The organism is Paraeggerthella sp. LCP19S3_G8 (assembly GCF_052119225.1).
In the GTDB taxonomy this organism is placed as follows: domain Bacteria; phylum Actinomycetota; class Coriobacteriia; order Coriobacteriales; family Eggerthellaceae; genus Paraeggerthella; species Paraeggerthella hominis.
In genome coordinates this window covers 370,175-391,591 of sequence record NZ_JBQKFQ010000002.1, presented here as the reverse complement: position 1 = coordinate 391,591, position 21,417 = coordinate 370,175, and the positions used below count along the sequence as shown (strand labels likewise).

The 21,417-nt window shown below is 62.4% G+C and carries 19 protein-coding genes and 1 pseudogene; 19 read left to right on the top strand and 1 reads right to left on the bottom strand.

The window, feature by feature from the left end:
• The first annotated feature begins 23 nt into the window (after positions 1-23).
• The 12 genes and pseudogenes from ACTQZK_RS03550 to efp all read left to right on the top strand — a co-directional run bounded on the left by ACTQZK_RS03550 (position 24) and on the right by efp (position 13,216).
• The gene (locus tag ACTQZK_RS03550) at positions 24-1,331 is read left to right on the top strand and encodes an AI-2E family transporter (RefSeq protein ID WP_231088243.1); all 1,308 of its coding nucleotides are present in this window, start codon (positions 24-26) and stop codon (positions 1,329-1,331) included.
• Positions 1,332-1,392: 61 nt separating this feature from the next.
• On the top strand, positions 1,393-4,041 hold the full coding sequence (gene alaS, locus ACTQZK_RS03545; protein WP_216529052.1) for an alanine--tRNA ligase: 2,649 nt from the start codon (positions 1,393-1,395) through the stop codon (positions 4,039-4,041).
• A gap of 299 nt (positions 4,042-4,340) precedes the next feature.
• The gene (gene ruvX / locus ACTQZK_RS03540; protein ID WP_114566541.1) at positions 4,341-4,763 is read left to right on the top strand and encodes a Holliday junction resolvase RuvX; all 423 of its coding nucleotides are present in this window, start codon (positions 4,341-4,343) and stop codon (positions 4,761-4,763) included.
• A gap of 10 nt (positions 4,764-4,773) precedes the next feature.
• Positions 4,774-5,931: an endolytic transglycosylase MltG gene (mltG, locus tag ACTQZK_RS03535; protein WP_441898502.1), complete on the top strand. Its 1,158-nt coding sequence runs from the start codon at positions 4,774-4,776 to the stop codon at positions 5,929-5,931.
• A gap of 30 nt (positions 5,932-5,961) precedes the next feature.
• Positions 5,962-6,552, top strand: coding sequence for a YqeG family HAD IIIA-type phosphatase (locus tag ACTQZK_RS03530; protein ID WP_114566596.1), 591 nt, complete (start codon positions 5,962-5,964; stop codon positions 6,550-6,552).
• A gap of 2 nt (positions 6,553-6,554) precedes the next feature.
• On the top strand, positions 6,555-7,493 hold the full coding sequence (locus tag ACTQZK_RS03525) for a shikimate dehydrogenase family protein (RefSeq protein ID WP_225748668.1): 939 nt from the start codon (positions 6,555-6,557) through the stop codon (positions 7,491-7,493).
• Between the two features lie 152 nt (positions 7,494-7,645).
• Positions 7,646-8,818, top strand: a complete 1,173-nt coding sequence (gene aroC, locus ACTQZK_RS03520; protein WP_216529054.1) for a chorismate synthase — start codon at positions 7,646-7,648, stop codon at positions 8,816-8,818.
• Entirely contained in the window at positions 8,815-9,438 is a 624-nt protein-coding gene (locus ACTQZK_RS03515) for a shikimate kinase (RefSeq protein ID WP_216529055.1), read from the top strand. Before aroC ends, ACTQZK_RS03515 begins: the two co-directional genes overlap by 4 nt.
• Positions 9,420-10,532, top strand: a complete 1,113-nt coding sequence (aroB, locus tag ACTQZK_RS03510) for a 3-dehydroquinate synthase (RefSeq protein ID WP_114566545.1) — start codon at positions 9,420-9,422, stop codon at positions 10,530-10,532. Before ACTQZK_RS03515 ends, aroB begins: the two co-directional genes overlap by 19 nt.
• A gap of 3 nt (positions 10,533-10,535) precedes the next feature.
• Positions 10,536-10,946: pseudogene (gene aroQ, locus ACTQZK_RS03505) on the top strand (type II 3-dehydroquinate dehydratase); the annotation flags it as partial.
• A 132-nt stretch (positions 10,947-11,078) separates the two neighbouring features.
• Complete coding sequence (locus ACTQZK_RS03500; protein WP_216529128.1) at positions 11,079-12,239, top strand: M24 family metallopeptidase; 1,161 nt, start codon at positions 11,079-11,081, stop codon at positions 12,237-12,239.
• 416 nt (positions 12,240-12,655) lie between these two features.
• The gene (efp, locus tag ACTQZK_RS03495) at positions 12,656-13,216 is read left to right on the top strand and encodes an elongation factor P (protein ID WP_114566546.1); all 561 of its coding nucleotides are present in this window, start codon (positions 12,656-12,658) and stop codon (positions 13,214-13,216) included.
• A 90-nt stretch (positions 13,217-13,306) separates the two neighbouring features.
• Here efp and ACTQZK_RS03490 read toward each other — a convergent pair whose 3' ends face one another.
• A complete protein-coding gene (locus ACTQZK_RS03490) occupies positions 13,307-13,570 on the bottom strand; it encodes a helix-turn-helix domain-containing protein (protein ID WP_225748671.1) in 264 nt (87 codons plus the stop codon).
• Between the two features lie 309 nt (positions 13,571-13,879).
• Between ACTQZK_RS03490 and accB the strand changes: the two genes are divergently transcribed.
• The 7 genes from accB (at position 13,880) to ACTQZK_RS03455 (ending at position 21,401) form a co-directional block, all read left to right on the top strand.
• Positions 13,880-15,766 (top strand): acetyl-CoA carboxylase biotin carboxyl carrier protein, encoded by a 1,887-nt coding sequence (accB, locus tag ACTQZK_RS03485; protein ID WP_114566548.1) that lies wholly within the window; start codon positions 13,880-13,882, stop codon positions 15,764-15,766.
• Positions 15,766-17,118, top strand: a complete 1,353-nt coding sequence (accC, locus tag ACTQZK_RS03480) for an acetyl-CoA carboxylase biotin carboxylase subunit (RefSeq protein ID WP_216529056.1) — start codon at positions 15,766-15,768, stop codon at positions 17,116-17,118. Before accB ends, accC begins: the two co-directional genes overlap by 1 nt.
• Positions 17,115-17,462 carry an Asp23/Gls24 family envelope stress response protein gene (locus ACTQZK_RS03475; protein ID WP_114566550.1) on the top strand — a complete coding sequence of 116 codons (348 nt, stop codon included), beginning with the start codon at positions 17,115-17,117 and terminating at the stop codon, positions 17,460-17,462. The genes accC and ACTQZK_RS03475 overlap by 4 nt, the downstream gene beginning before the upstream one ends.
• A gap of 24 nt (positions 17,463-17,486) precedes the next feature.
• Positions 17,487-18,074, top strand: a complete 588-nt coding sequence (gene nusB, locus ACTQZK_RS03470; protein ID WP_216529057.1) for a transcription antitermination factor NusB — start codon at positions 17,487-17,489, stop codon at positions 18,072-18,074.
• Entirely contained in the window at positions 18,067-18,354 is a 288-nt protein-coding gene (locus ACTQZK_RS03465) for an exodeoxyribonuclease VII small subunit (protein WP_114566552.1), read from the top strand. Before nusB ends, ACTQZK_RS03465 begins: the two co-directional genes overlap by 8 nt.
• A 19-nt stretch (positions 18,355-18,373) precedes the next feature.
• The gene (gene dxs, locus ACTQZK_RS03460) at positions 18,374-20,254 is read left to right on the top strand and encodes a 1-deoxy-D-xylulose-5-phosphate synthase (protein ID WP_216529058.1); all 1,881 of its coding nucleotides are present in this window, start codon (positions 18,374-18,376) and stop codon (positions 20,252-20,254) included.
• A gap of 94 nt (positions 20,255-20,348) precedes the next feature.
• Positions 20,349-21,401 carry an inorganic phosphate transporter gene (locus tag ACTQZK_RS03455; protein ID WP_114566554.1) on the top strand — a complete coding sequence of 351 codons (1,053 nt, stop codon included), beginning with the start codon at positions 20,349-20,351 and terminating at the stop codon, positions 21,399-21,401.
• The last annotated feature ends 16 nt before the right edge of the window (positions 21,402-21,417 follow it).

Below are 21,417 nucleotides of genomic sequence, written 5' to 3'. Positions count from 1 at the left end.
AGACGCGCGAAGGAGCATGCCCTGTGGATATACCCAAGATCGAGTTGGAAGCGGCTGATTCCGCCGTGAAAACCGAGAAAGCGAAACGAAGCTTTCTTATGGTATGGACGGCGGTCGGTGCTATTCTGCTAACCGGCGTGGCCGTGTACCTGTTCAACGTCTTGAGCGTGCCGGTGGGCATCGTTCTCTGGTCGGTCATCATTGTGTTCTGCCTGCGCGGCCCGGTGAACAAGTTGGAGAAGCTGGGCGTTCCGCGCATGTGGGGGACCACGATCGCCTACGTCCTCATGTTCGCGGTGCTTGCCGTGGTGTGCCTGCTCATGTTCTCGCCGGTGTTCGGCGTGGGCGACCAGTTCGTCAACCTTATCGAGAGCATCCCCACGTACGTCAACGACATCATCGCCTGGGGCAACGTCGTGTACACGCAGTATTCCGACATCCTTGCGAATGCCGATGTCCAGCGTTACCTCGAAGATGCGCTCAATGCGCTGGGCACCTGGGCCTCCGACTTCGCGAAAAGCAGCGCAACCGGCGTGGTGGCCGTGGGCACGGGCGTGGTCAACAGCTTGGTGGCCATCGGCTTTTCGCTGGTCGTTGCGTTTTGGATCCTCATGGAGCTGCCGGCGCTCGGTCGCGAGAGCATGCGCCTTGCTGGTCCGAAGCACGCGGAAACCATCGAGATGCTTCACGTCACCTTTACCCGCGTTATGGGCGGCTACATCAAGGGCACGCTTTTGCAGTGCGCCATTATTGGCGCGGGCTGCGGCGTCGTGTTCGGCGTGCTGGGCGTTCCCAACTACGCGGCTCTTGGCGGCATCACCGGTCTGCTCAACATCATCCCCATCGTGGGTCCGTGGCTGGGCGGTGCCCTGGCCGCCATCGTCGGCGTGTTCGTCAGCCCGTGGATCGCGCTGTTCGCCCTGGTGGCGACTATCGTCATCCAGCAGGTCGTCTACACGTTCGTTTCTCCCAAGATCATGGCGAACTCCGTGGACGTGCACCCGGCACTCACCTTGATCGCGTTGATGGCGGGCTCCGCCATCGGCGGGGCTATGAGCGGATTCATGGGATCGCTCGTGGGCATGCTAGCTTCAATTCCCGCCGTGGCCGTTGCGAAGTCCGTTTTCGTGTATTATTTCGAGAAGCGCACGGGACGCCCGTTGGTGAGCCAGGACGGCGTGTTCTTCCAAGGAACGCCCGCATTGGACGGCAAGCTGGATCCCATTGCCGATGCAACCTCGCCGCACCCCGACGTGTCGGCGGCGTTCGAACGCGTTGAGCAGCGCAAGGCCGAGTCCTCCAATCGGGCTCGCCACCACAGGAAACACTGAGCGTCGGCCGTACGCGGCGCCAGGCTTTAAGACAGGCGAAGATAGAAAGACAGACAACCCTATGAAGTACATGACCAGCGCGGAGATCCGTGAAAAGTACCTGAGCTTTTTCGAGGAAAAGGGCTGCAAGCGCTGGCCCTCGTCGTCCCTGATCCCGGACGATCCGTCCCTTCTGCTGACGAGTGCCGGCATGGTGCAGTTCAAGCCTTACTTCCTGCAGCAGAAGCATCTGGAGGCTCCGTACATCGGCACCACGACCGTGCAGAAGTGCGTGCGCACCAACGACATCGAGATCATCGGCACCACGGGTCGTCACCAGAGCTTCTTCGAAATGCTGGGCAACTTCAGCTTCGGCGAGTACTTCAAAGAGGAAATGTGCGCCTGGGCTTACGAGTTTTCCACCGAAGTGCTGGGGCTTCCGGCCGATCGTCTGTACTTCACGGTGTTCTTGGACGACGACGAGACCATCGAGATCTGGAAAAAGCTCGGGGTTCCCGACGACCATATCTCGCGCTTGGGCGAAGAGGACAACTTCTGGCGCGCTGGGCCTACCGGCCCGTGCGGCCCGTGCTCGGAAATCTACTTCGACCAGGGCGAGGAGTTCGGCTGCGGCAGCCCCGATTGCGCGCCGGGCTGCGATTGCGATCGCTTCCTTGAGTACTGGAACTGCGTGTTCACCCAGTACGACGGCCAGGAAGACGGCACGCTCAAGCCGCTGCCCAAGAAAAACATCGATACCGGCATGGGCCTTGAGCGCATGGCCGCCATCATGCAGGGCGTCCAGTCCAACTACGAGACCGATGTGCTTCGCAGCTTGGTGGCCGTGGGCGAGAAGCTGACCGGCACCGTGTACGGCGAGGATCCGGCGGCGGACCTGTCTTTGCGCATCATGGCAGACCACAGCCGTGCCGTGGCGTTCATGATCGCCGACGGCATCCTGCCTTCCAACGAGGGCCGCGGCTACGTTTTGCGTCGCTTGCTGCGTCGCGCCGTCATGAAGGGCCACCTGCTGGGCCTGGACAAGCCCTTCTTGAACGATTACGTTGACGAGATTGTGAACCTTATGGGTCACGTGTATCCCGAGATCGTGGATAACCGCCAGCTCATGGGCCGCATCATCCTCTCCGAAGAGGAGCGCTTCGGCGCGAACCTGCGTCAGGGCCGTGCCTTCCTCGATGACGCCCTTGCTGAGCTTGAGGGTACGGTTTTGCCGGGCGATCAGGCGTTTACGCTGCACGACACGTACGGTTTCCCGGTGGAGGTTACGCGCGAGCTGTGCGAAGAGCGCGGCATTCAGGTTGACATGGACGGGTTCGGCGTGTGCATGGAAGAGCAGCGCAACCGCGCCCGTGCAGCCAACACGAAAGACGCCGAGGCGGCATGGTCCACGTACGGCGGCGTGATGGCCGAGATCTTGGAGGCCGTAGGCCCCACCGAGTTCGTGGGCTATACGAAGAACGACGCCGACGCGCGCGTGCTGGCCATCGTGAAGGACGGGCAGCAAGTGGATGCGCTCGCCGCAGGCGAGGAAGGTCGCGTGGTGTTGGACGTCACGCCGTTCTACGCCGAGAAGGGCGGTCAGATCGGCGATACGGGCGTGCTAGCGAAAAACGATGCCCTGGCGGCGGTCCTCGATACGAAAGAGCCCGAAAAGGGCCTGATCGCGCATAGTGTGAAAATGCTGGAAGACGCGCCGGAGGGTCGTATTCAGGTGGGCGACACCGTTCGCGCCGCCATCGACGTGCCGCGCCGCGAGCGCATCCGTCGCAACCATACGGCTACGCATATCCTACATTGGGCGCTGCGCGAGGTGCTGGGCGATCACGTCAAGCAAGCTGGCAGCCTGGTGGCTGAAAACCGCCTGCGCTTCGACTTCACGCACTTCGAGGCCATGACGGCCGAGCAGATCGCCGAAGTCGAGCGCTTGGCCAACCAGAAGGTCATGGAGAACCACGCCGTGCGCGCATACGAGACGTCGCTGGCTTCGGCTCGCGAAGCGGGCGTTATGGCGCTGTTCGGCGAGAAGTACGGCGAGTTCGTGCGCGTGCTCGATATCGAGGGCTTCTCCCAGGAGCTGTGCGGCGGCACGCACGTGTCCGCTACCAGCGAGATCGGCTTCATCAAGGTGACCAGCGAATCGAGCGTGGGTGCGAACCTGCGCCGCATCGAAGCAGTAACCAGCTTCGATGCCTTGGCGTACATGAACCGCGTGGAGGCCGAGCTCAAGGAAACGGCGGAAGAGCTGCGCGTTCCACTGTTCGACGTGGGCGAGCGTACGGCTGCGAACATGAAGCAGCTCAAGGAGCTGCAGGGCAAGCTCAAGCGCAATCGCCAGACCGTGGCCGACGACGGCATCACGAAGCTGGTCGACAGCGCGGCTGCGGCCAAGGGCGGATACCCGGTTATCATCGGGCGTCTGGGCGAAGCCGACGCAGGTCAGATGCGCAACGGCTGGGATGTTCTGCGTGCGCGCATGGCTGCGCCGGGCGCTGCGGTGCTCGCTGGCGAAAAGGACGGCACTCCCATTCTGCTGGCTGCCGGCACTCCCGAAGCGGTGGCTGCCGGATTCGACGCTGGCGCTGTGATCAAGGCTATCTCTTCGAACATCAAGGGCGGCGGCGGCGGAAAGGCCGCCATGGCTCAGGCCGGCGGCAAGGACGCTTCCGGCATCGACGCGGCCCTCGATGCCGCGCGCGAGATGCTGCTGTAAGACGCTTTCTGGCTGGGCGCGGGTGGAAGAGCCCGATGCTCAGCCAGTCTTGGCTCGCACGGGCGCCCCTGCACGGGCGCCCGTGCTCGTGCAGGGGCGCCTCGGTCCCTTCCGCTCGCGTCCGAGGCGTCTTGCCTGCCGCTCGGGGCGGGGCGAGGGTCGCGGTGGCGGCGGGGGCGCATCCCGAACCGGAGAAGCCCTTTTCATCCTGCGCGTGAGCTGCGGCTTGGGGCGCTATCATGGACGGAGCGCCGCAGGCGCGTAGTCGAAAGGGTCTTCAACGACGGATAGGAGCGCTTGTGCGCATCATGGGCTTGGATATCGGAGAAACGCGGATCGGAATCGCTGTGTGCGATCCGGGTGAGCGGGTTGCGTCGCCGGTGTGCGTGCTTCCGGCAAGCGAGGTGCTTGGAGGAGCGAAGTCGTTCAAGCGCGTGCTCGAGGACTGGGAGCCGGAGCTGTTGCTGTGCGGGCTTCCCTACACGATGGCGGGGGCAGAGGGGCCGCAGGCGGCGCGCATCCGCGAGACGGCCGCTCGCATCGGAAGGGCGTGCGATCTTCCCGTTGAGTTCGCCGACGAACGTCTTAGCTCCCAGGAAGCCAAACGGAGTTTGCGTGAAAAGGGCTTGAGCGAACGCGACATGCGCGGCAAAATAGATATGATAGCCGCGAGTTTGTTCTTGCAGGCGTGGCTCGATGCTCGCCGCAACGGGGAAAGGTGAAGGACAGCCCATGCCCTCACGGAAAAGGCAAGTCACGTATTCGCAGCGACCGAACCATGCAGCTCGTTCTGCGCACGCTCGCGGCGAACGTCAATTTAGAACGTACGATACCAGCTATATCCGACCGAAGAAAAGCAAAGCGCCCATCGTCTTTGCGATCATCCTCGCTATCATCGTGCTCGGCGGTTTGGGATGGGGCGTGCTCACCCTGTTCAACAGCTGCTCGGGTCCGCAGGTCGAGCTGCTGGCCGAAGGCGAAGAAGCTACCATCACCGTTGCCGACGGATCAGGCGCTTCCGCTATCGCCGACCAGCTGGTTCAGGCTCGCTTGGTGTCGAGCGCAAGCGAGTTCACCAAGCGCGTGAACGAGTTGAACGCGGCGTCCCAGCTTAAGCCGGGCACGTACACGTTCGCGGGCGGCGCATCGCTTGACAGCATCATCAAGGCCCTGGAAACCGGGCCTGTCATGACCGGCGGCCTGACCATTCCCGAAGGCTTTAAGCTTGCCGACATCGCCAACGCCGTTGCGACGGCAACCGAAGGCCGCGTTTCGGCGGAGGACTTCACGGCGGCTGCGTCCAACGCAAGCGTTTACGCTGCCGATTACAGTTTCTTGGCCGATGCCGGAACGAACAGCTTGGAAGGCTTCTTGTTCCCTAAGACGTACAGCTTGGGAGATGACGCTACGGCCGACTCTATCGTTCGCATGATGCTCACCCAGTTCCAAACCGAAACGGCCAACCTCGACTGGTCCTATCCTCAGTCGCAGGGCTTGTCCATCTACGATGCGGTCAAGCTGGCCTCTATCGTAGAGAAGGAATCCAGTGGAGACGAGCATGTGCGCGCCCAGGTTGCCGCCGTGTTCTACAACCGCTTGGCCACGCAGGGAGACCCCAGCTACGGCTTCCTTCAGTCCGACGCCACCACTGCGTACGAGGTGGGCCACGATCCCACGGCCGAAGAAGTGCATGCCCAAACGCCGTACAGCACGTACGCCAACAAGGGGTTGCCGCCTACGCCCGTCTGCTCTCCGGGCCTTGACTGCCTTACGGCGGTAACGGCTCCTGATAAGGAGGCGCTGGGCACCTATTTCTTCTTCTACTTCGACAAGGACGGCAACTACTTCTTCAGCAAAACCTACGACGAACACATAAAGACGTTCTCGTAGGCTGCGGCCCGCTGAAACGAATTCGCCACCATGCCGTTTTTGAAACCCGACAGATACTTCTCGCGCCTTTCAAAGGTCGATATCGATCGCGATCTTCTGGCGTTGGGGTACCGCAACGTCTTTTTGGACGTTGACAACACCATACTCACGCGCGATACGCACGAGGTTCCGCGCGACGTGGGGCTGTGGCTTGGCCAGGCGCGCGATGCGGGCATCTCGTTTTGCCTGGTGTCGAACAATTGGCACGAGGGCGTGTATCACCTGGCGCAGCGGTTGTCGCTGCCCATCGTGGCGAAGGCGGTCAAGCCCTTGCCGCCCGCGTTCATGATCGCGCTTTCGAAGCTGGGAGCCAAGCGTGCGCAAACCGTGGTGATCGGGGATCAGCTGGTCACCGACGTGCTGGGGGCTCACTTCATGGGCATGAAAGCGTATTTGCTGGCTCCTTTGGTGGAGCAGGACCTGCCGCACACGCTTATGCTGCGCAATTTCGAGCGTCTGGTTATGGGGGATCGCAAGCCGGAGGGCGCCTGCACGCCTTCGACCTCGACCGCGCATCCCGCCGAAAAGGCGAACGGGGCGCACGTTCCAACGAACATAGAGTCGGCGAACAAGGAAGGATAGCCATGACCGAGGCCACGAAACCGCAAAGCTTGTACCTGTTGGGACATCCTATCGCGCATTCGAAATCGCCGGTCATGTACAACGCCGTCTACGAACGGCTGGGCCTGCCGTGGACGTACTTCCCGAAAGACTGCGCCACCGACGACGAAGCGCGGGCGTTCCTGGATGCGCGCGACTTCCTTTCCGTCAATATCACCACGCCGTACAAGCCCCTTGCCTTCCAAGCGGCAACGGCTCAGGCGGCAACGGCCAAGCTGGCGCTGGGCGCCAACGTGCTGGTGCGGAAAGGCGACGCTCTGATCGGCTTCAACACCGATGGTCAGGGCTGCGTGTCCTATCTGGAGCGCACGGGTTTCAGCTTTGCGGGCAAGCGCGTGGCCGTGTGCGGCACCGGCCCTACGGCGCTGTCGATCCTGCATGCAAGCTCGTTGGCCGGTGCGGACGTGGCGCTGTTGGTCGGTCGCGATAAAGAGCGCACGCGCCGGGCTCTCGAAGCGTACGTCGAGCGGTTTGGCCTTATGGCCACGGCAACGATCGACCTGCCGCCCGCGCGTCCGCATCATCGCAGTTTCCGCACGGCATACGAGCGCACCACGTTCAAATTCGGTAGCTACGCTACGTCGGAAAAGGCGCTTGCGTCGGCCGATCTGGTGGTGAACGCCACGCCCTTGGGCATGAAGGCGGGCGATACGGCGCCGTTCGATACCGCGTTGCTGCGCCCCTCCCAAACCGTGTTCGACGCCGTGTACGGGCATGGCGAAACCGCGCTCGTAGCTGCGGCGCGCGAAGCGGGGTGCACGGTGCTCGACGGGTCGGGCATGCTGGTGGCCCAGGCAGTGGCCACGGTGCTGACCGTGTGCGATCTTGCAGACGTCGAGGTGAAGCTGGAAGAAGCCGAGCTGTTCGACATCATGGCGCAGGCCGCGGAGTTTGACTGCTAGCGAGCGTTTGGCCGAGAAGGCGGCTTTCGCGAAGGACTCGCTCCCTTGCCGTGGCGTTTCTCGACGTGCGCCCGCTTTTCGCCGGCCTTGCTGAACTGGTGCGCTACAATATTCTATGAACGTACTTAGAATAACGCGGAAAGCGAACCACCATGAGATACCTCACAGCAGGCGAAAGCCACGGGCCGTGCCTCACGGCTATCGTGGAGGGCGTGCCGGCCGGCCTTAAGATTTCCGAAAAGCAGATCAACATCGACTTGGCTCGGCGTCAGGCGGGCTACGGCCGCGGCGGGCGTCAGAAGATCGAAACCGACACCGTCGAGGTGGCGTCGGGCGTGCGTTTCGGGCGCACGTTGGGAACCCCCATCGCGCTCGTGGTGCGCAACCGCGACTGGCAGAACTGGACCGACCGCATGGCTGCGTTCGGCGATACCCCGTCTGACCTGGTGCGCGAAGTGTGTCCGCGCCCCGGTCATGCGGATCTGGTGGGTGCTCTCAAAACCAACACCGACGACTGTCGCAATATCTTGGAGCGTGCAAGCGCGCGCGAGACGGCGGCTCGCGTGGCCGCCGCCGGCATTGCGCGCGAGTTCTTGGCCGATTTGGGCGTGGAGGTGTTCTCGTACGTCACCTCCATCGGATCCGCCGTTTTCGAAGAGCAGGACCCGCTCATGAGCGCAGCGGATTACAAGCCGCTCGCCATCGAGACCAGCGAGGTTCGCTGTCCTGACGAGGCGGCCACCCAGGCCATGAAGGCCGAGATAGATCGCGCGAAGGATGCGGGCGAAAGCTTGGGCGGGACGTTTCGCGTGGTGGTTCGCGGACTGCTCCCCGGCGTAGGGGGCTATGCGACGGCGGGGGATCGCCTGACCTCGCGCTTGGGAGCTTCGCTGTTCTCGATCCCCGCCATCAAGGGCGTCGAGTTCGGCCTGGGCTTCGAGGCGGCGCGCCGCGTTGGATCGCAGGTGCACGATCCCATCGCGCTGGACGGCAAGGCGGGATTCGTGCGAACCTCGAACAACGCAGGCGGTTTGGAAGGCGGGATGACTACGGGAATGCCGCTTATCGTGACGGCCGCCATGAAGCCCATCCCCACGCTTATGACCCCGCTTGAGACGGTGAACCTAGACACGCTCGAGGTTGAGGAGGCGTCGAAAGAGCGCAGCGACACCTGCGCCGTTCCCGCTTGCGCGGTGGTGGCCGAAAGCGAAGTGTCGTTCGTGCTGGCCGACGCCTACCTGCAAAAGTTCGGCTGCGACAACATGGCCGACATCAAGGCTGCCGTGAAGGCGTATCGGCAGCGACTGAGGACGATGTCCCGATGACCGGCGGGGGATCGAGCGCCAATAGGGAGCATGCGCGCGTCGCGTCCGGCGGCTCGCGTCCGGCTGCTTCACGGCCCCGGGTTGCGGGGCAGCTTTGCCGCCCGGTGTTTTTCGTGGGGTTCATGGGCGCGGGTAAAACGTCGGTGGCACGGCGCCTTGCGCGAACCTGCGGTGTCGCGTCGGTGGATATGGACACGTACCTCGAGCGTCGGGAAGGAAAGCGCGTCAAGGAGATCTTCGCCGAATCGGGCGAGGATGGCTTCCGCGACATCGAGACCGACGTGCTTCGCGAGCTTGCCGCCAAAGACCCCCTGCTGGTTTCATGCGGCGGCGGGGTGGTGAAGCGCTCGGAAAATCGCGCCATCTTGCACGATGCAGGGTTTGTCGTGTACCTCAAGGTGACGGCCGACGAGGCGAAATCGCGCATCAGCGACACGTCCACCCGCCCGCTGTTCCAAAACATCGAGTCCGCTCGCCAAACGGCGGAGGAACGCGTGCCCCTGTACGCTGAAGTCGCCGACATTACCATCGACACTGCTGGGAAAAGCGTTGCAGCTATCGCCCGCGAGGTGCAAGCTGCGCTTGAGAAGGAGGGCGTCTTGTGCCTGCAACGAAAGTAGTGGTCAACCTTGCGGATGAAAGCCCGTACGACGTGCGCATCGGTGCGGGGGTGCTTGCCAAGCTGGGCGTCCATGTGCGGAAGCATCCGGAACTCGAGCGTGTGGAGCGCGTGCTCGTCGTCACCGATGACAACGTGGCTCCGCTCTACCTTGCCGATGCGAAGGCTGCGCTTGCCCAAGCGGGTTTTCGCGTGAGCGACGTGACGGTTGCGGCGGGCGAGGGTTCGAAGTCCGTCGAGGTGGCCGCTGAAATCTGGGAAGCCATGGCCCAGCTGTCCTTGGGGCGCGATTGCCTGGTGGTTGCCCTTGGCGGCGGCGTGGTGGGCGATCTGGCCGGCTTCGTCGGCTCGACGTACATGCGCGGCGTGTCGGTGGTGCAGGTTCCCACCACGTTGCTCTCCATGGTGGATTCGTCCGTGGGCGGCAAGACCGGCGTCAACCTCGCGGCGGGCAAGAATCTGGTCGGCACGTTCAACCAGCCTGCGTACGTGTGCGCGGATACCGCCGTGCTGTCCACGCTCGACGATCGTGAATGGGCGTGCGGATGCGCCGAGATCGCAAAGTCGGCCGTCATTGAGTCCGACGAGTTCTTTTTTTGGCTTGTCGAATCGGCGCAGGCGCTGGCTGCGCGCGATCAGGCCACGGTTGAAGAGGCCATCGCTCGATCGGTGGTGTTCAAGGCCAACGTGGTGGCCGCGGACAAGCAGGAGAGCAAGGGCGTGCGCGAGTGCTTGAACTATGGGCACACGTTGGGCCATGCCGTGGAGGCTTTAGCCGGGTACGGTACGTTTTCGCACGGCGCCGCCGTGGCCGAGGGAATGCGGTTCGCCGCGCGCCTGGCGGTGGATCTGGCGGGCGCTTCTTTGGAATTCGTGCAAGCGCAAGATGATCTGCTTGACGCGTTGGGATTGCCGGCTCTTGCGTGGTCGGCCGAGCCTGGCGATATGCTGGCCGCTATGAAGCGGGACAAGAAAGCGCGCCATGGACAGGTTCGCTTCGTGCTGCCTCGCGATGTGGGTTCGTGGGAGCTGATGGACGTTTCCGATAGCGTGATCTTGGAGCATTTGAACGCCTGGGCGAAAAGCAAGGGGTAGACCATGAAGAAGATACTGGTGGTTAACGGGCCGAACCTGGACATGCTGGGGGTGCGCGAGCCGTCGGTGTACGGGCGCGATACCCTCAACGACCTGGAGCGCGAAGTGAAGGCGTACGGCAAGAAGCGCAACGTGGAGGTTGCTTGCTTCCAATCGAACAGCGAAGGCAAGCTCATTCGCAAGATTCATGCGGCCCGCGACGCGTACGACGGCATCGTGTACAACCCCGGCGCGCATACCCATTACTCCTACGCGCTGCGCGATGCCGTTGGCGGCATCGACGTTCCATGCGTCGAGGTGCATATCTCGGACGTGGATGCGCGCGAGCCGTTTCGCCGCGTGTCGGTGATCGCGCCCGTTTGCGTTGCTCAGGTGAAGGGCCGCGGCTTCAAGGGGTACTGCGACGCCATCGACGTGCTGCTTGAAGGCGCGTGCGAGCGTTTGGGCGAAGGGTACCAGGATCGCTACGCTGCCGGACAGGTGATCGTGGGCGGCCGGACGGAGCAGGCTGCGGCCGATCAGGCTGCTTCCGACGCGGCCGCGCCGATGCAGCCAGGGGCCGCCGCGCGACGTCTCGAGCGCTTGCGCAAAGCGTGCGTCGACCAGCGCATGGGGGCGTTTCTGGTTCGCGATACGTCCAACATCGCGTGGCTGACGGCGTTTGACGGCGTTTTCGACGACGAGAGCGCCCATGCGCTGCTGGTCGATCCGCAGGCCGCAGTCCTTCATACCGATTCGCGCTACAGTGAAGCTGCCCGTGCCGCCGCTTTGCCCGAGGGCTCGATTGTCGTGGACGCCCAGCGTGCGACGCACGCCGAGTTCGCAGCGAAATCCGTATCTGCTTTGCGGGAGAAGGGCAGCGATCAGGCGTTGCAGGAAGGCGCGCGCGAGCAAGCGCCCCGTTTCGATCTGGGCATCGAGGATTCCCTGACTCTTTCGAATTACCGCGCGCTCGAATCGGCGTTCGCGGAAAGCGCGGTCGATCTGCGTGAAACGTCCGGCTTCGTGTTGGGCTTGCGCGCCGTGAAGGACGCTTCCGAGATTGTCCGCATGAAGGCCGCGCAGGCCGTCACCGATGCGGCGTTTGCCCATATCGTTGGGTTCATGCGCGTGGGCATGACCGAGCGCGAGGTTCAAATCGAGCTGGAGGACTTCATGCGTCGCCACGGTGCCGACGGCTTGGCGTTCTCGTCGATCGTCGCCACGGGCCCGAACGGTGCCAGCCCGCACGCGATACCGGGAGCAACCCGCCTCGAGGCGGGCCAGTGCGTGGTGCTCGACTTCGGCGCGCGGGCTTACGGGTACTGCTCCGATATGACGCGCACGGTGTTCCTGGGGCAGCCGGATGCTCGCATGCGCAGCGCTTACGAGGCTATTCGTGCTGCGAACGAGCAGGTGGAGGCGCTTCTCGGGCCGGGCGTTACCGGCAAGGAGGCGCACGAACTTGCCGAGCGCGTTTTGGCGGAAGCGGGCTTCGCTGGCAAGATGGGTCACGGCTTGGGTCATGGCGTGGGCATCGACGTGCATGAAGAACCCGTGCTGTCTCCCCGCAATGAGCGTCCGCTCGCGGCGGGCAACGTGGTCACGGTGGAGCCGGGCGTGTACCTGCCGGGCGAGTTCGGCATGCGTTTGGAGGATTTCGGCGTGATCACCGAAACCGGGTTCGAGGTGTTCACGCGCTCTTCGCACGATCCGGTGGTGCTCTAGCCGGACGGTTGGAATCGGGTGCGAGCGTGCGCGTGGACCCCGACGCAGTCTCCCGTTTTGGCAGGCCGGGTGCCGGCTTGTCAAAACAGGCGAGTTTTGCGGGTCCAGACGACCCTTTGAAGCAGGCTTTTCGCGAGGCTCTTTTTAATATCCCAGGTCACAGGCTAGACGGTGCGTTTTATCCTTGTTCGAGGACCAGCAAAACTCGTTCGTTTTGACAAAGTCCCGCCGCGCAAGGGCCTTAAAGCGCTCCGATGCGCATGCTGGTCGCGTTGCCGCGCAACTCCTGATTTTTTTCTGACGGGAGCGATACGCGCATGCCAAGAACGCATGCTATGAGTATAATAAACCAGTTTGAACGCTGATCGGGCCCCGCGGCACGCAGCGGAGACCCGTGAACGAAAGGAATACCGAGAATGGCTATCTCTACCGCCGACTTCAAGAACGGCATGTGCATCGAGTACAACGGCAAGCTGTGCACGATCGTTGAATTCCAGCACGTGAAGCCCGGCAAGGGCGGCGCCTTCGTCCGCACGAAGCTGCGCGACATCAAGACCGGACGCGTTATCGACAACACCTTCAACGCTGGCGTTAAGGTTGAGTCCGTGCGTCTTGAGACGAAGAAGCTGCAGTACCTGTACAACGATGGTGCGGACTTCAACTTCATGGACAACGACACGTTCGAGCAGATGGCCATCCCGGCCGAGACCGTGGGCGACGCGGCGCAGTGGCTCAAGGAAAACGACGAGGCCAGCCTGCTGTATGCCGGTGACGAGCTGATCAGCATCGAGCCGCAGATGTTCGTGGAGCTTGAAGTGGCCGAAACCGACCCCGGCTTCAAGGGCGACACCGTGCAGGGCGGCTCTAAGCCCGCTACGCTCGAAACCGGCGCTACGGTGCAGGTTCCCATGTTCGTCGAGCCTGGCGACATCCTGCAGATCGACACGCGCGACGGCCGCTTCATTAAGCGCGTCTAAAGCGTCTTTCGCGAAGGAGCTGAGATTCCGATTCGGATCTCAGCTCCCCGTATGAGAAAAAGGGCGAGGTCAATGACCTCGCCCTTTTTCTCATACGGGTGCGTGATCGTCGGAAGGCAGGGGATGCTCGGAGCATTTGAGCGTCGAGACGTCCGCCAGATCTTTCGGATCGACCTCAAGCGCTCGGCACAGCTTCACCACGTCGGGGAAGCTTGGTATCGCGCAGCCTCGTTCGATGTTGCTGATACGCGAATGCTTGGTGCCGATCATCAGTGCAAGCCGCTCTTGCGTAAGCCCTTGCTTTTTGCGCAGATCGCGAAGGCTCTTGCCCAAACGGAACGCGTAAAGCTGCACAAGGGGATCCTTGTACGCCGTTCGCTTCTGTTTGCTCGAGCCGTTCATGGGCACAGCGTAATCACGCAATTACATAGTGCTGTAATCGGTTGATTACATTTTGCTATTTCCCTTCGAAACAACGGCATCGCCAAAAAAGCTCGATCGACGCGCTCGTTTCGTCCTTCGAACCCGCGCGCGCCTCCTCCCGCCTTCGTATTCTGTTGCTTACCGGTGAATTTTTCCCCTGGGAGCCCGTAGGGTGTAACCTTCTTCTATAATGCTTAATTCGATCTTTGACTAACTGCAAACCGAAGGGGGTGTGAGTTCATGCCAAGGCTTCAAATCATGGATACCACCATCCGTGACGGCCAGCAAAGCCTATGGGCCACGCGTATGCAGATTGGCGACATGCTGCCGATCCTGCCTAAAATGGACCGTGTCGGATACTGGGCCATCGAGTCGTGGGGCGGCGCGACGTTCGATACGTGCCTGCGCTTCCTCGACGAGAACCCGTGGGACCGCCTGCGCTCCATCAAGGCCAATACGCCCAACACGCCGCTCGCGATGCTTTCTCGCGGCCAGAACCTGGTGGGCTACAAGCATTACTCGCGCGAAATCGTCAATCGCTTCATTAAGGCTGCCAACCGCAACGGCATCCACGTGTTTCGCGTGTTCGACGCGTTGAACGATATTCGCAACGTGATAGACAACGCCGAAGCCATCAAGGAGTGCGGCGCGCATTTCGAAGGCGCCATCTCGTACACGATGTCGCCGGTTCACACTCTCGACAGCTTCCTCGACTACGGTCAGCAGCTCAAGGACCTGGGTGCGGACTCCATCTGCATCAAGGACATGGCCGGCATGCTCACGCCGTACCGCACCGAGCGCATGGTCAAGGCGTTCAACGCCGAAATCGGCCTGCCGGTGCATATCCACTGCCACTATGTCGGCGGCATGGCGCCTGCCAACATCCTCAAGGCCGCCGAAGCCGGAGCCGCTATTGCGGATACCGCGCATGCGCCGCTTGCGTTCGGCAACAGCCATCCGGCGGTCGAGATGATCGCAGCCGCGCTGCAGGAAAGCCGCTACGATACGGGTCTTGACCTTGACCTGCTGTTCGAGATCGCCGAATACTGGGAAGAGGTGCGCAAGCGCGGCCACTACAAGCGCGGCGTTTCCTCGCTCATTCACATGCAGGTGTACTCGCACCAGGTTCCGGGCGGCATGATGTCGAACCTGCTTTCGCAGCTTGAGGTGCAAAACGCCAGCGACCGCCTGCCGGAAGTCATGCGCGAGATCCCCAAGGTGCGCGCCGAAGTGGGCTATCCGCCGCTGGTTACCCCGATGTCGCAGATCGTGGGCACGCAGGCAGTGTTCAACGTGCTGACCGGCAAGCGCTGGGGCGTGGTTTCCAAGGAAATGAAGGATTACATCTGCGGCTACTACGGCAAGGCGCCGGGCCGCATGGACAAGGATATCGTGGCGAAGGTTGTCGGCAACTCGGCGATGCTTCCGCCCGACGTGGCGCCCGGTTCCCTTGTGACGACCACGTTCGACGAGGTTGCCGCGGAAATCGGCGATCTTGCGAAGACGGAGGAGGACGTGCTCATGTACGCCCTGTTCCCGAACGAGGCGCGCACGTTCCTGAGCAAGCACCGCACATCCGAGAAAGTCGATTTCCTCATGGAGCAGGAGTCGAGCCAGACCAAGGAGGACGATTACGTGGATATCAATCAGATTCGCGAGCTGGTTCGCGTTGCCGAGGAAAGCGGCGTCGGCGAGATCATCGTGGAGGAAGAGGGCGCTCGCATTGCCGTGCGCATGCCAAGCGCCATGTCCGCCGTGGCCGTGCAGCCCCAGGCTGTCCCGCAGGTTGCCGCCGCTCCGGCTGCGCCTGCAGCCGCTCCGGCCGAGGCTCCTGCCGAGAACAGCCGTCCGGCCGACTGGTACGCCGTTACGGCTCCCATGGTAGGTACGTTCTACACGTCTCCCGCGCCGGGCGAGCCGCCTTTCGTCCAGGTGGGCGACGAGGTGACTGCCAACCAGACGCTGTGCATCGTCGAAGCCATGAAGCTGATGAACGAGATCACGGCCGAGGAAATGGGCACTGTTCGCGAGATCTGCCTTGAAGACGCCTCGCCGGTCGAGTTCGGCACGGTGCTGTTCTACGTCGAGCCCGTCAGCGAGCAGTCCAAGATTCCGGAGACCGTGTAATGTTCAAGAAGATCCTCATAGCAAACCGCGGCGAGGTGGCGCTGCGCGTCATGCGCGCTTGCAAGGAGCTGGGGGTGAAGACGGTTGCGGTCTACTCGACCGAGGACGCCGACACCTATCCCGTGCAATACGCTGACGAAGCCGTATGCATCGGCCCTGCTCAAGCGAACAAGAGCTACCTGGTGATGCCCAGCATCATCGCTGCTGCAAAAAACACCGGAGCCGAGGCTATCCACCCCGGTTACGGATTCTTGGCCGAAAACGCCGATTTTGCTCGCGCCTGCGTCGACAACGACCTGGTGTTCATCGGCCCTGCGGCCGATTGCATCGAGCGCATGGGCGACAAGAGCTCCGCGCGCGAGACCATGAAGTCGTGCGGCGTGCCCACCGTTCCCGGTTCGGATGGCTGCATCGATACGGCGGCTGAAGCCAAGGCTTTCGCCGACTCCGTGGGCTACCCCGTGCTCATCAAGGCAACGGCCGGCGGCGGCGGCAAGGGCATGCGCGAGGTGCACGACCCCGCCGAACTGGAAGCCCAGTACCAGGCCGCTCGCACCGAAGCGGGCGCTGCGTTCGGCAACGACGGCGTGTACCTGGAGAAGCTGGTGCTGCGTCCGCGCCACGTCGAGGTGCAGGTGCTGGCCGACGACTTCGGCAACCACATTGCGCTGTGCGAGCGCGACTGCTCCGTGCAGCGCCGTCACCAGAAGCTCATCGAGGAAGCGCCCTCTCCGGCGCTGACCGAAGATCTGCGTCGCGCCATGGGCGTTGCGGCCATCAAGGCTGTGCGCGCCGTGGACTACCGCAACGCGGGCACCATCGAGTTTTTGCTCGACACCGACGGTCGCTTCTACTTCATGGAGATGAACACGCGCGTGCAGGTGGAGCACCCCGTCACGGAGGAGATCACCGGCACCGACATCATCAAAGAGCAGTTGCGCATTGCGTCGGGCGAGCCTATGAGCTGCGCTTCCCGTGCGCCGTTCACGCCGCAAGGCCATGCGATCGAGTTCCGCATCAACGCGGAGGATCCGGAGCACGGCTTCCGTCCGTGCCCGGGCAATGTGACGAAGTTCGAGGCTCCTTCGGGTCCCGGCGTTCGCGTGGAAAGCTACGTTCGCACGGGCTCTCGCATCTCCCCGTACTACGATTCGCTTGTTGCCAAGCTTATCGTGCATGGGCAGGACCGCGAGGAGGCTTTGGCGCGCGGTCGTCGCGCCCTTGACGAGTTCGTCATCGAGGGCATTCAAACCACCATACCGTTCCATCGCCGCGTTTTGGAGAACGCTGTATTCTGCGCGGGCGATGCGACAACCGATTTTATCGAAACCCAGATGGGAGATGTGCTATGACGGAATTGAATCTTGATGGCATGGCGCTTGCGCCGGGCGTCGTCGAGACCATCGTGTCCATAGCCGCCAACGAGGTTGACGGCGTTGCCTCGGTCGGTCCTTCGGCAACGAGCAGCCTTCGCTCGGTGTTCGCGGGCAAGCCCTCGACGCAAGGCATCGAGGTCGCGATCGACGAAGACGACAAACTGCAGGTTTCCGTGCGTGTCGACGTGTACTACGGCTACGTGCTGCCCGATCTTGCCGCCAACTTGCGCAAGGCCATCGCTGATGCGGTGTCCAGCCAGGTGGGAGCAAGCGTGGCTTCCGTTGACGTGTACATCGACGGCATCCAGTTCGCTCGCTAAGCAGCGGAGGTTTCAGGTACATTTATGGCTGCCAAACGACATGAACGCACGCACGCACGCCGCGTTGCGCTGCAGGTGCTCTACACAAGCGAAATTACCGACGAGTCGCCGGCGGCTATCGCCGAAGGTGACGCGCGCTTGACCGACGACGGGTTCTTGCCCGATTACGCGCTGTCCCTTATCAGGGGGGTGGAAGCGCATCGCTGTGCAATCGACGACCATCTGGTGGCAACGTCCGAGAACTGGTCGCTCAACCGCATGCCCATCGTCGACCGCTCCATTCTGCGTCTTGCGACGTACGAGATGATGTACGTGGAAGACGTGCCGACTTCGGTCAGCATTAACGAGGCCGTTGAGCTGGCTAAAGACTTCGGCGGCGAAGACGAATCTCCGCGTTTCGTCAACGGTGTGCTCGGCCGCATTGCAAAGCGTCTTGACGGCGTGGAGGACGCGGCGGGCGGTTCCGCAGGCGAGCCTGCGGAGGAGGAGCCGTCCTCGAAGGCTTCCGCAACGGTGCCCGCTGATGCGGAAGCCGTGCCGGCTCCCGTTTTCGAAGCGCCTGTTGAAGAGGTGGCTGCACCGTGCGTTGCTTCGGAGGCTTCGAATGCCTAACGAAGGCTACCAGACGTTCGAGGACGTGAAGTCTCGCCTCGATCAGATCGTCGATGCGGTGAGCGACGAGTCGCTGCCGCTTGACGAAGCTCTGGCCCTGTACGAAGAAGCAGTGGGCTTGGGCTTGCGCGCAAGCGACTTGCTTGAAGAGAATATAGAGGCGCAGCGCGCGGCCGACCAGGCCGAAGGCGATGCAGCCGAAACGGCGGGAGCAGCCGCTCCCGCCGAACCTGTCGCCGATCCCTCTGACGCAAGTCCGAGCGATCCTGCTACGGCTTGATGCTTGAAAGGCACGCTGCATGAACGAGAAGCGTATTCTGGACATAGTATCGTCTCCTGCAGATTTGAAGCTCCTGAATAACGAGGAGCTTTCTATTCTTGCGCAGGAGATCCGCGAGGAGATCATCACGGTGACGTCGGATACCGGCGGTCACGTGGCTTCGTCGTTGGGCGCGGTGGAGATCATTTTGGCGGCGCACAGCATGTTGGACTGCCCTCATGACAAGCTGGTTTTCGACGTGGGGCATCAGGCGTATGCGCACAAATTGGTGACGGGTCGGCTTGAGGAGTTCGGCACCCTGCGTACGTACGGGGGCCTGTCCGGCTTCCCGAAGCCGGGTGAAAGCCCGTACGACGTGCATCCGTCCGGTCATGCTTCCGACTCGCTTTCCGTAGCGTTGGGCTTGGCCGAGGCGCGCGATCTGGCGGGCGGAACCGAGAAGATCGTGGCGGTCATCGGCGATGCGGCGCTTGCCGGCGGCATGGCCTTCGAGGCGCTCAACAACATTGGGCAAGCGCAAACGCCCCTGGTCATCATCTTGAACGACAACGAGATGTCCATTTCTCGCAACGTGGGCGCGCTCATGAAACACCTGGGGTACATGCGTGCGTCCACGCAGTATCGTCAAACGCGCGACAGCGTGCAGGAGGTGCTGGAAAGCGGCGGCCCGTTCAGCAACGCCTTGGCTAAGTTCGGCCGCAACGTGAAAGAGTCCATGAAGCAGTTCATCATCCCTCGTTCGATGATGTTCGAGCAGCTGGGCATCTTGTGCACCGCTCCCATCGACGGGCACGACATCGGGCTGCTCAAGGAAACGCTGGCCGCGGTGCTCGCCACCGACGGTCCGGCGCTCATCCACGTGGTCACGCGCAAGGGCGCGGGCTACGAGCCCGCGGTTCGCAACCCCGAGAAGTTCCACGGCATCGCGCCGTTCGACATTGCCACGGGCGAAGTGAAGAAGAAGCCCGCTTCCGCTCCGTCGTATACGAGCGTGTTCGGCAAGGCGCTTGTGAAGGAAGCTCGCCGCGACGATCGCATCGTCGCCATCACGGCCGCCATGCAGGGGGGGACGGGTCTGGACGGGTTCGCTCAGGAGTTCCCCGATCGTTTCGTGGACGCCGGCATAGCAGAAGAGCATGCGGTGGGTCTGGCCAGCGGTTTGGCGCTTGGCGGCCAGAAGCCCGTTATTGCCGTGTACTCGACTTTTTTGCAGCGCGCAATCGATCAGATGATCATCAACAACGCTCTGCCGAACCTCGATGTGGTGTTCGCCATCGACCGCGCCGGCGTGGTGGGGGAGGATGGCCCCACGCACCACGGCATGTTCGATCTGGTGTACACCCGCATGGTCCCCAACATGAGGGTGCTTGCGCCTTCGGACGAGGCCGAGTTGGTTCATGCGCTTCATACGGCACTGGCACTGGGCGGTCCCTTCGCCATTCGCTATCCGCGCGGCGCAGCCGAGGGCGTCGAGCTTCCCGAAGAGCCTCTGGTGCTTGAAGAGGGCAAGGCCCGCGTTATTCGCGAAGGCCGCGACGTGGCCATCCTTGCGTTCGGGCGCATGGTTTCGCGCGCGCTCGGGGCCGCCGATTTGCTGGCGGACCGGGGCATCGACGCGCGCGTGGTGGACATGCGCTGGGCCAAGCCGCTCGATGTCGACGAAATCGCGCGCGCTGCAGACACGAAGCTGGTGGTCACGGTTGAGGGCGGCGTGCTTGCGGGCGGCGTCGGCGAAGGCGTGTTGGGCGAGATGGCGCGCATGGGCCGCATCGCCCCCACCCTTAACCTGGGAATCCCCGATCGCTATATCCAGCAAGGCGGATCCAACGCGCTTCTGCACGATTTGGGCTTGGATCCGGAAGGTATCGCGGACTCTATCGAGAAGCGTTTGCAGGGGTAGGGAAACTTTACCTGCATTTGATCTTTTCTTTGCAAAGTCCTGATATCGTTTTTGTGGCGTTTCTGCATGGCGTTTTCAGGTGAAAGGGCTTTTCATGAACTACGATTTTGGGGCGTTCATCGCCGCGTTTTGCAGCGATCCCGTCCTTGCGCTCATCGTGCTTCTGACGTTGGGCGCCACGGTGGTCAACGGCGCGACCGACGCGCCGAACGCCATCGCCACGGTCGTGGGAACGAAGGCGATGAAGCCGACTCCGGCTATCGCGATGGCCGCCGTATGCAACTTCATCGGCTTGGCCGCCATCACGATGATTTCCTCTGCGGTTGCCATGACCATTTTCAAAATGGTCGATTTTGGAGGCAACAACCATGCGGCGCTCGTTGCGCTTGCGGCCGCTATGGTGGCCATTATCGTCTGGGGCGTGGCCGCGTGGTACTTCGGCATACCTACGTCGCAGAGCCATTCGCTCATCGCCGGCATTACCGGCGCGGCCATCGCGCTGCAGGGAGGCTTGGCCGGCGTTAACGGCGACGAGTGGATGAAGGTGGTGTACGGCCTGGTCATATCCACCGTTTTGGGTTTTGGAACCGGCTGGCTGTTCACACGCTTGATAAAAGTGGCCTGCAGGGGCGCCGAACGCACCAAGGCGAATTCGTTCTTCAAGTGGGCCCAGATTGTTTCTGGCGCGGGCGTGGCCGTTTTGCATGGCGCGCAAGATGGGCAGAAGTTCTTGTCGCTGTGCATGCTCGGCATCATGCTGGCTATGGACGGCGTGGCGTACTCCGATGTGGAATTCCCCATGTGGCTGATTCTTCTTGTTTCCATGACCATGGCTCTCGGGACGGCCGTAGGGGGTAAGAAGATCATCAAATCGGTTGGCATGAACATGGTGAAGATGGAGCAGTACCAGGGATTCTCGGCTTGCCTGTCCGCATGCTTCTGCATTGGGTTGGCTACGTTCACCGGCTTGCCCGTATCCACCACGCACACCAAGACCACGGCCATCATGGGCGTTGGCGCTGAGAAAAGCCTGCGCACGGTGAAGTGGGGCCTTGCCGGCAAGATGGTGCTCACCTGGGTGCTCACGTTCCCCGGCTGCGGCCTGCTCGCCTTCGGCTTCACGCATCTGTTCCTGATGGTCTTCTAAGCGGCAGGTAAGACAA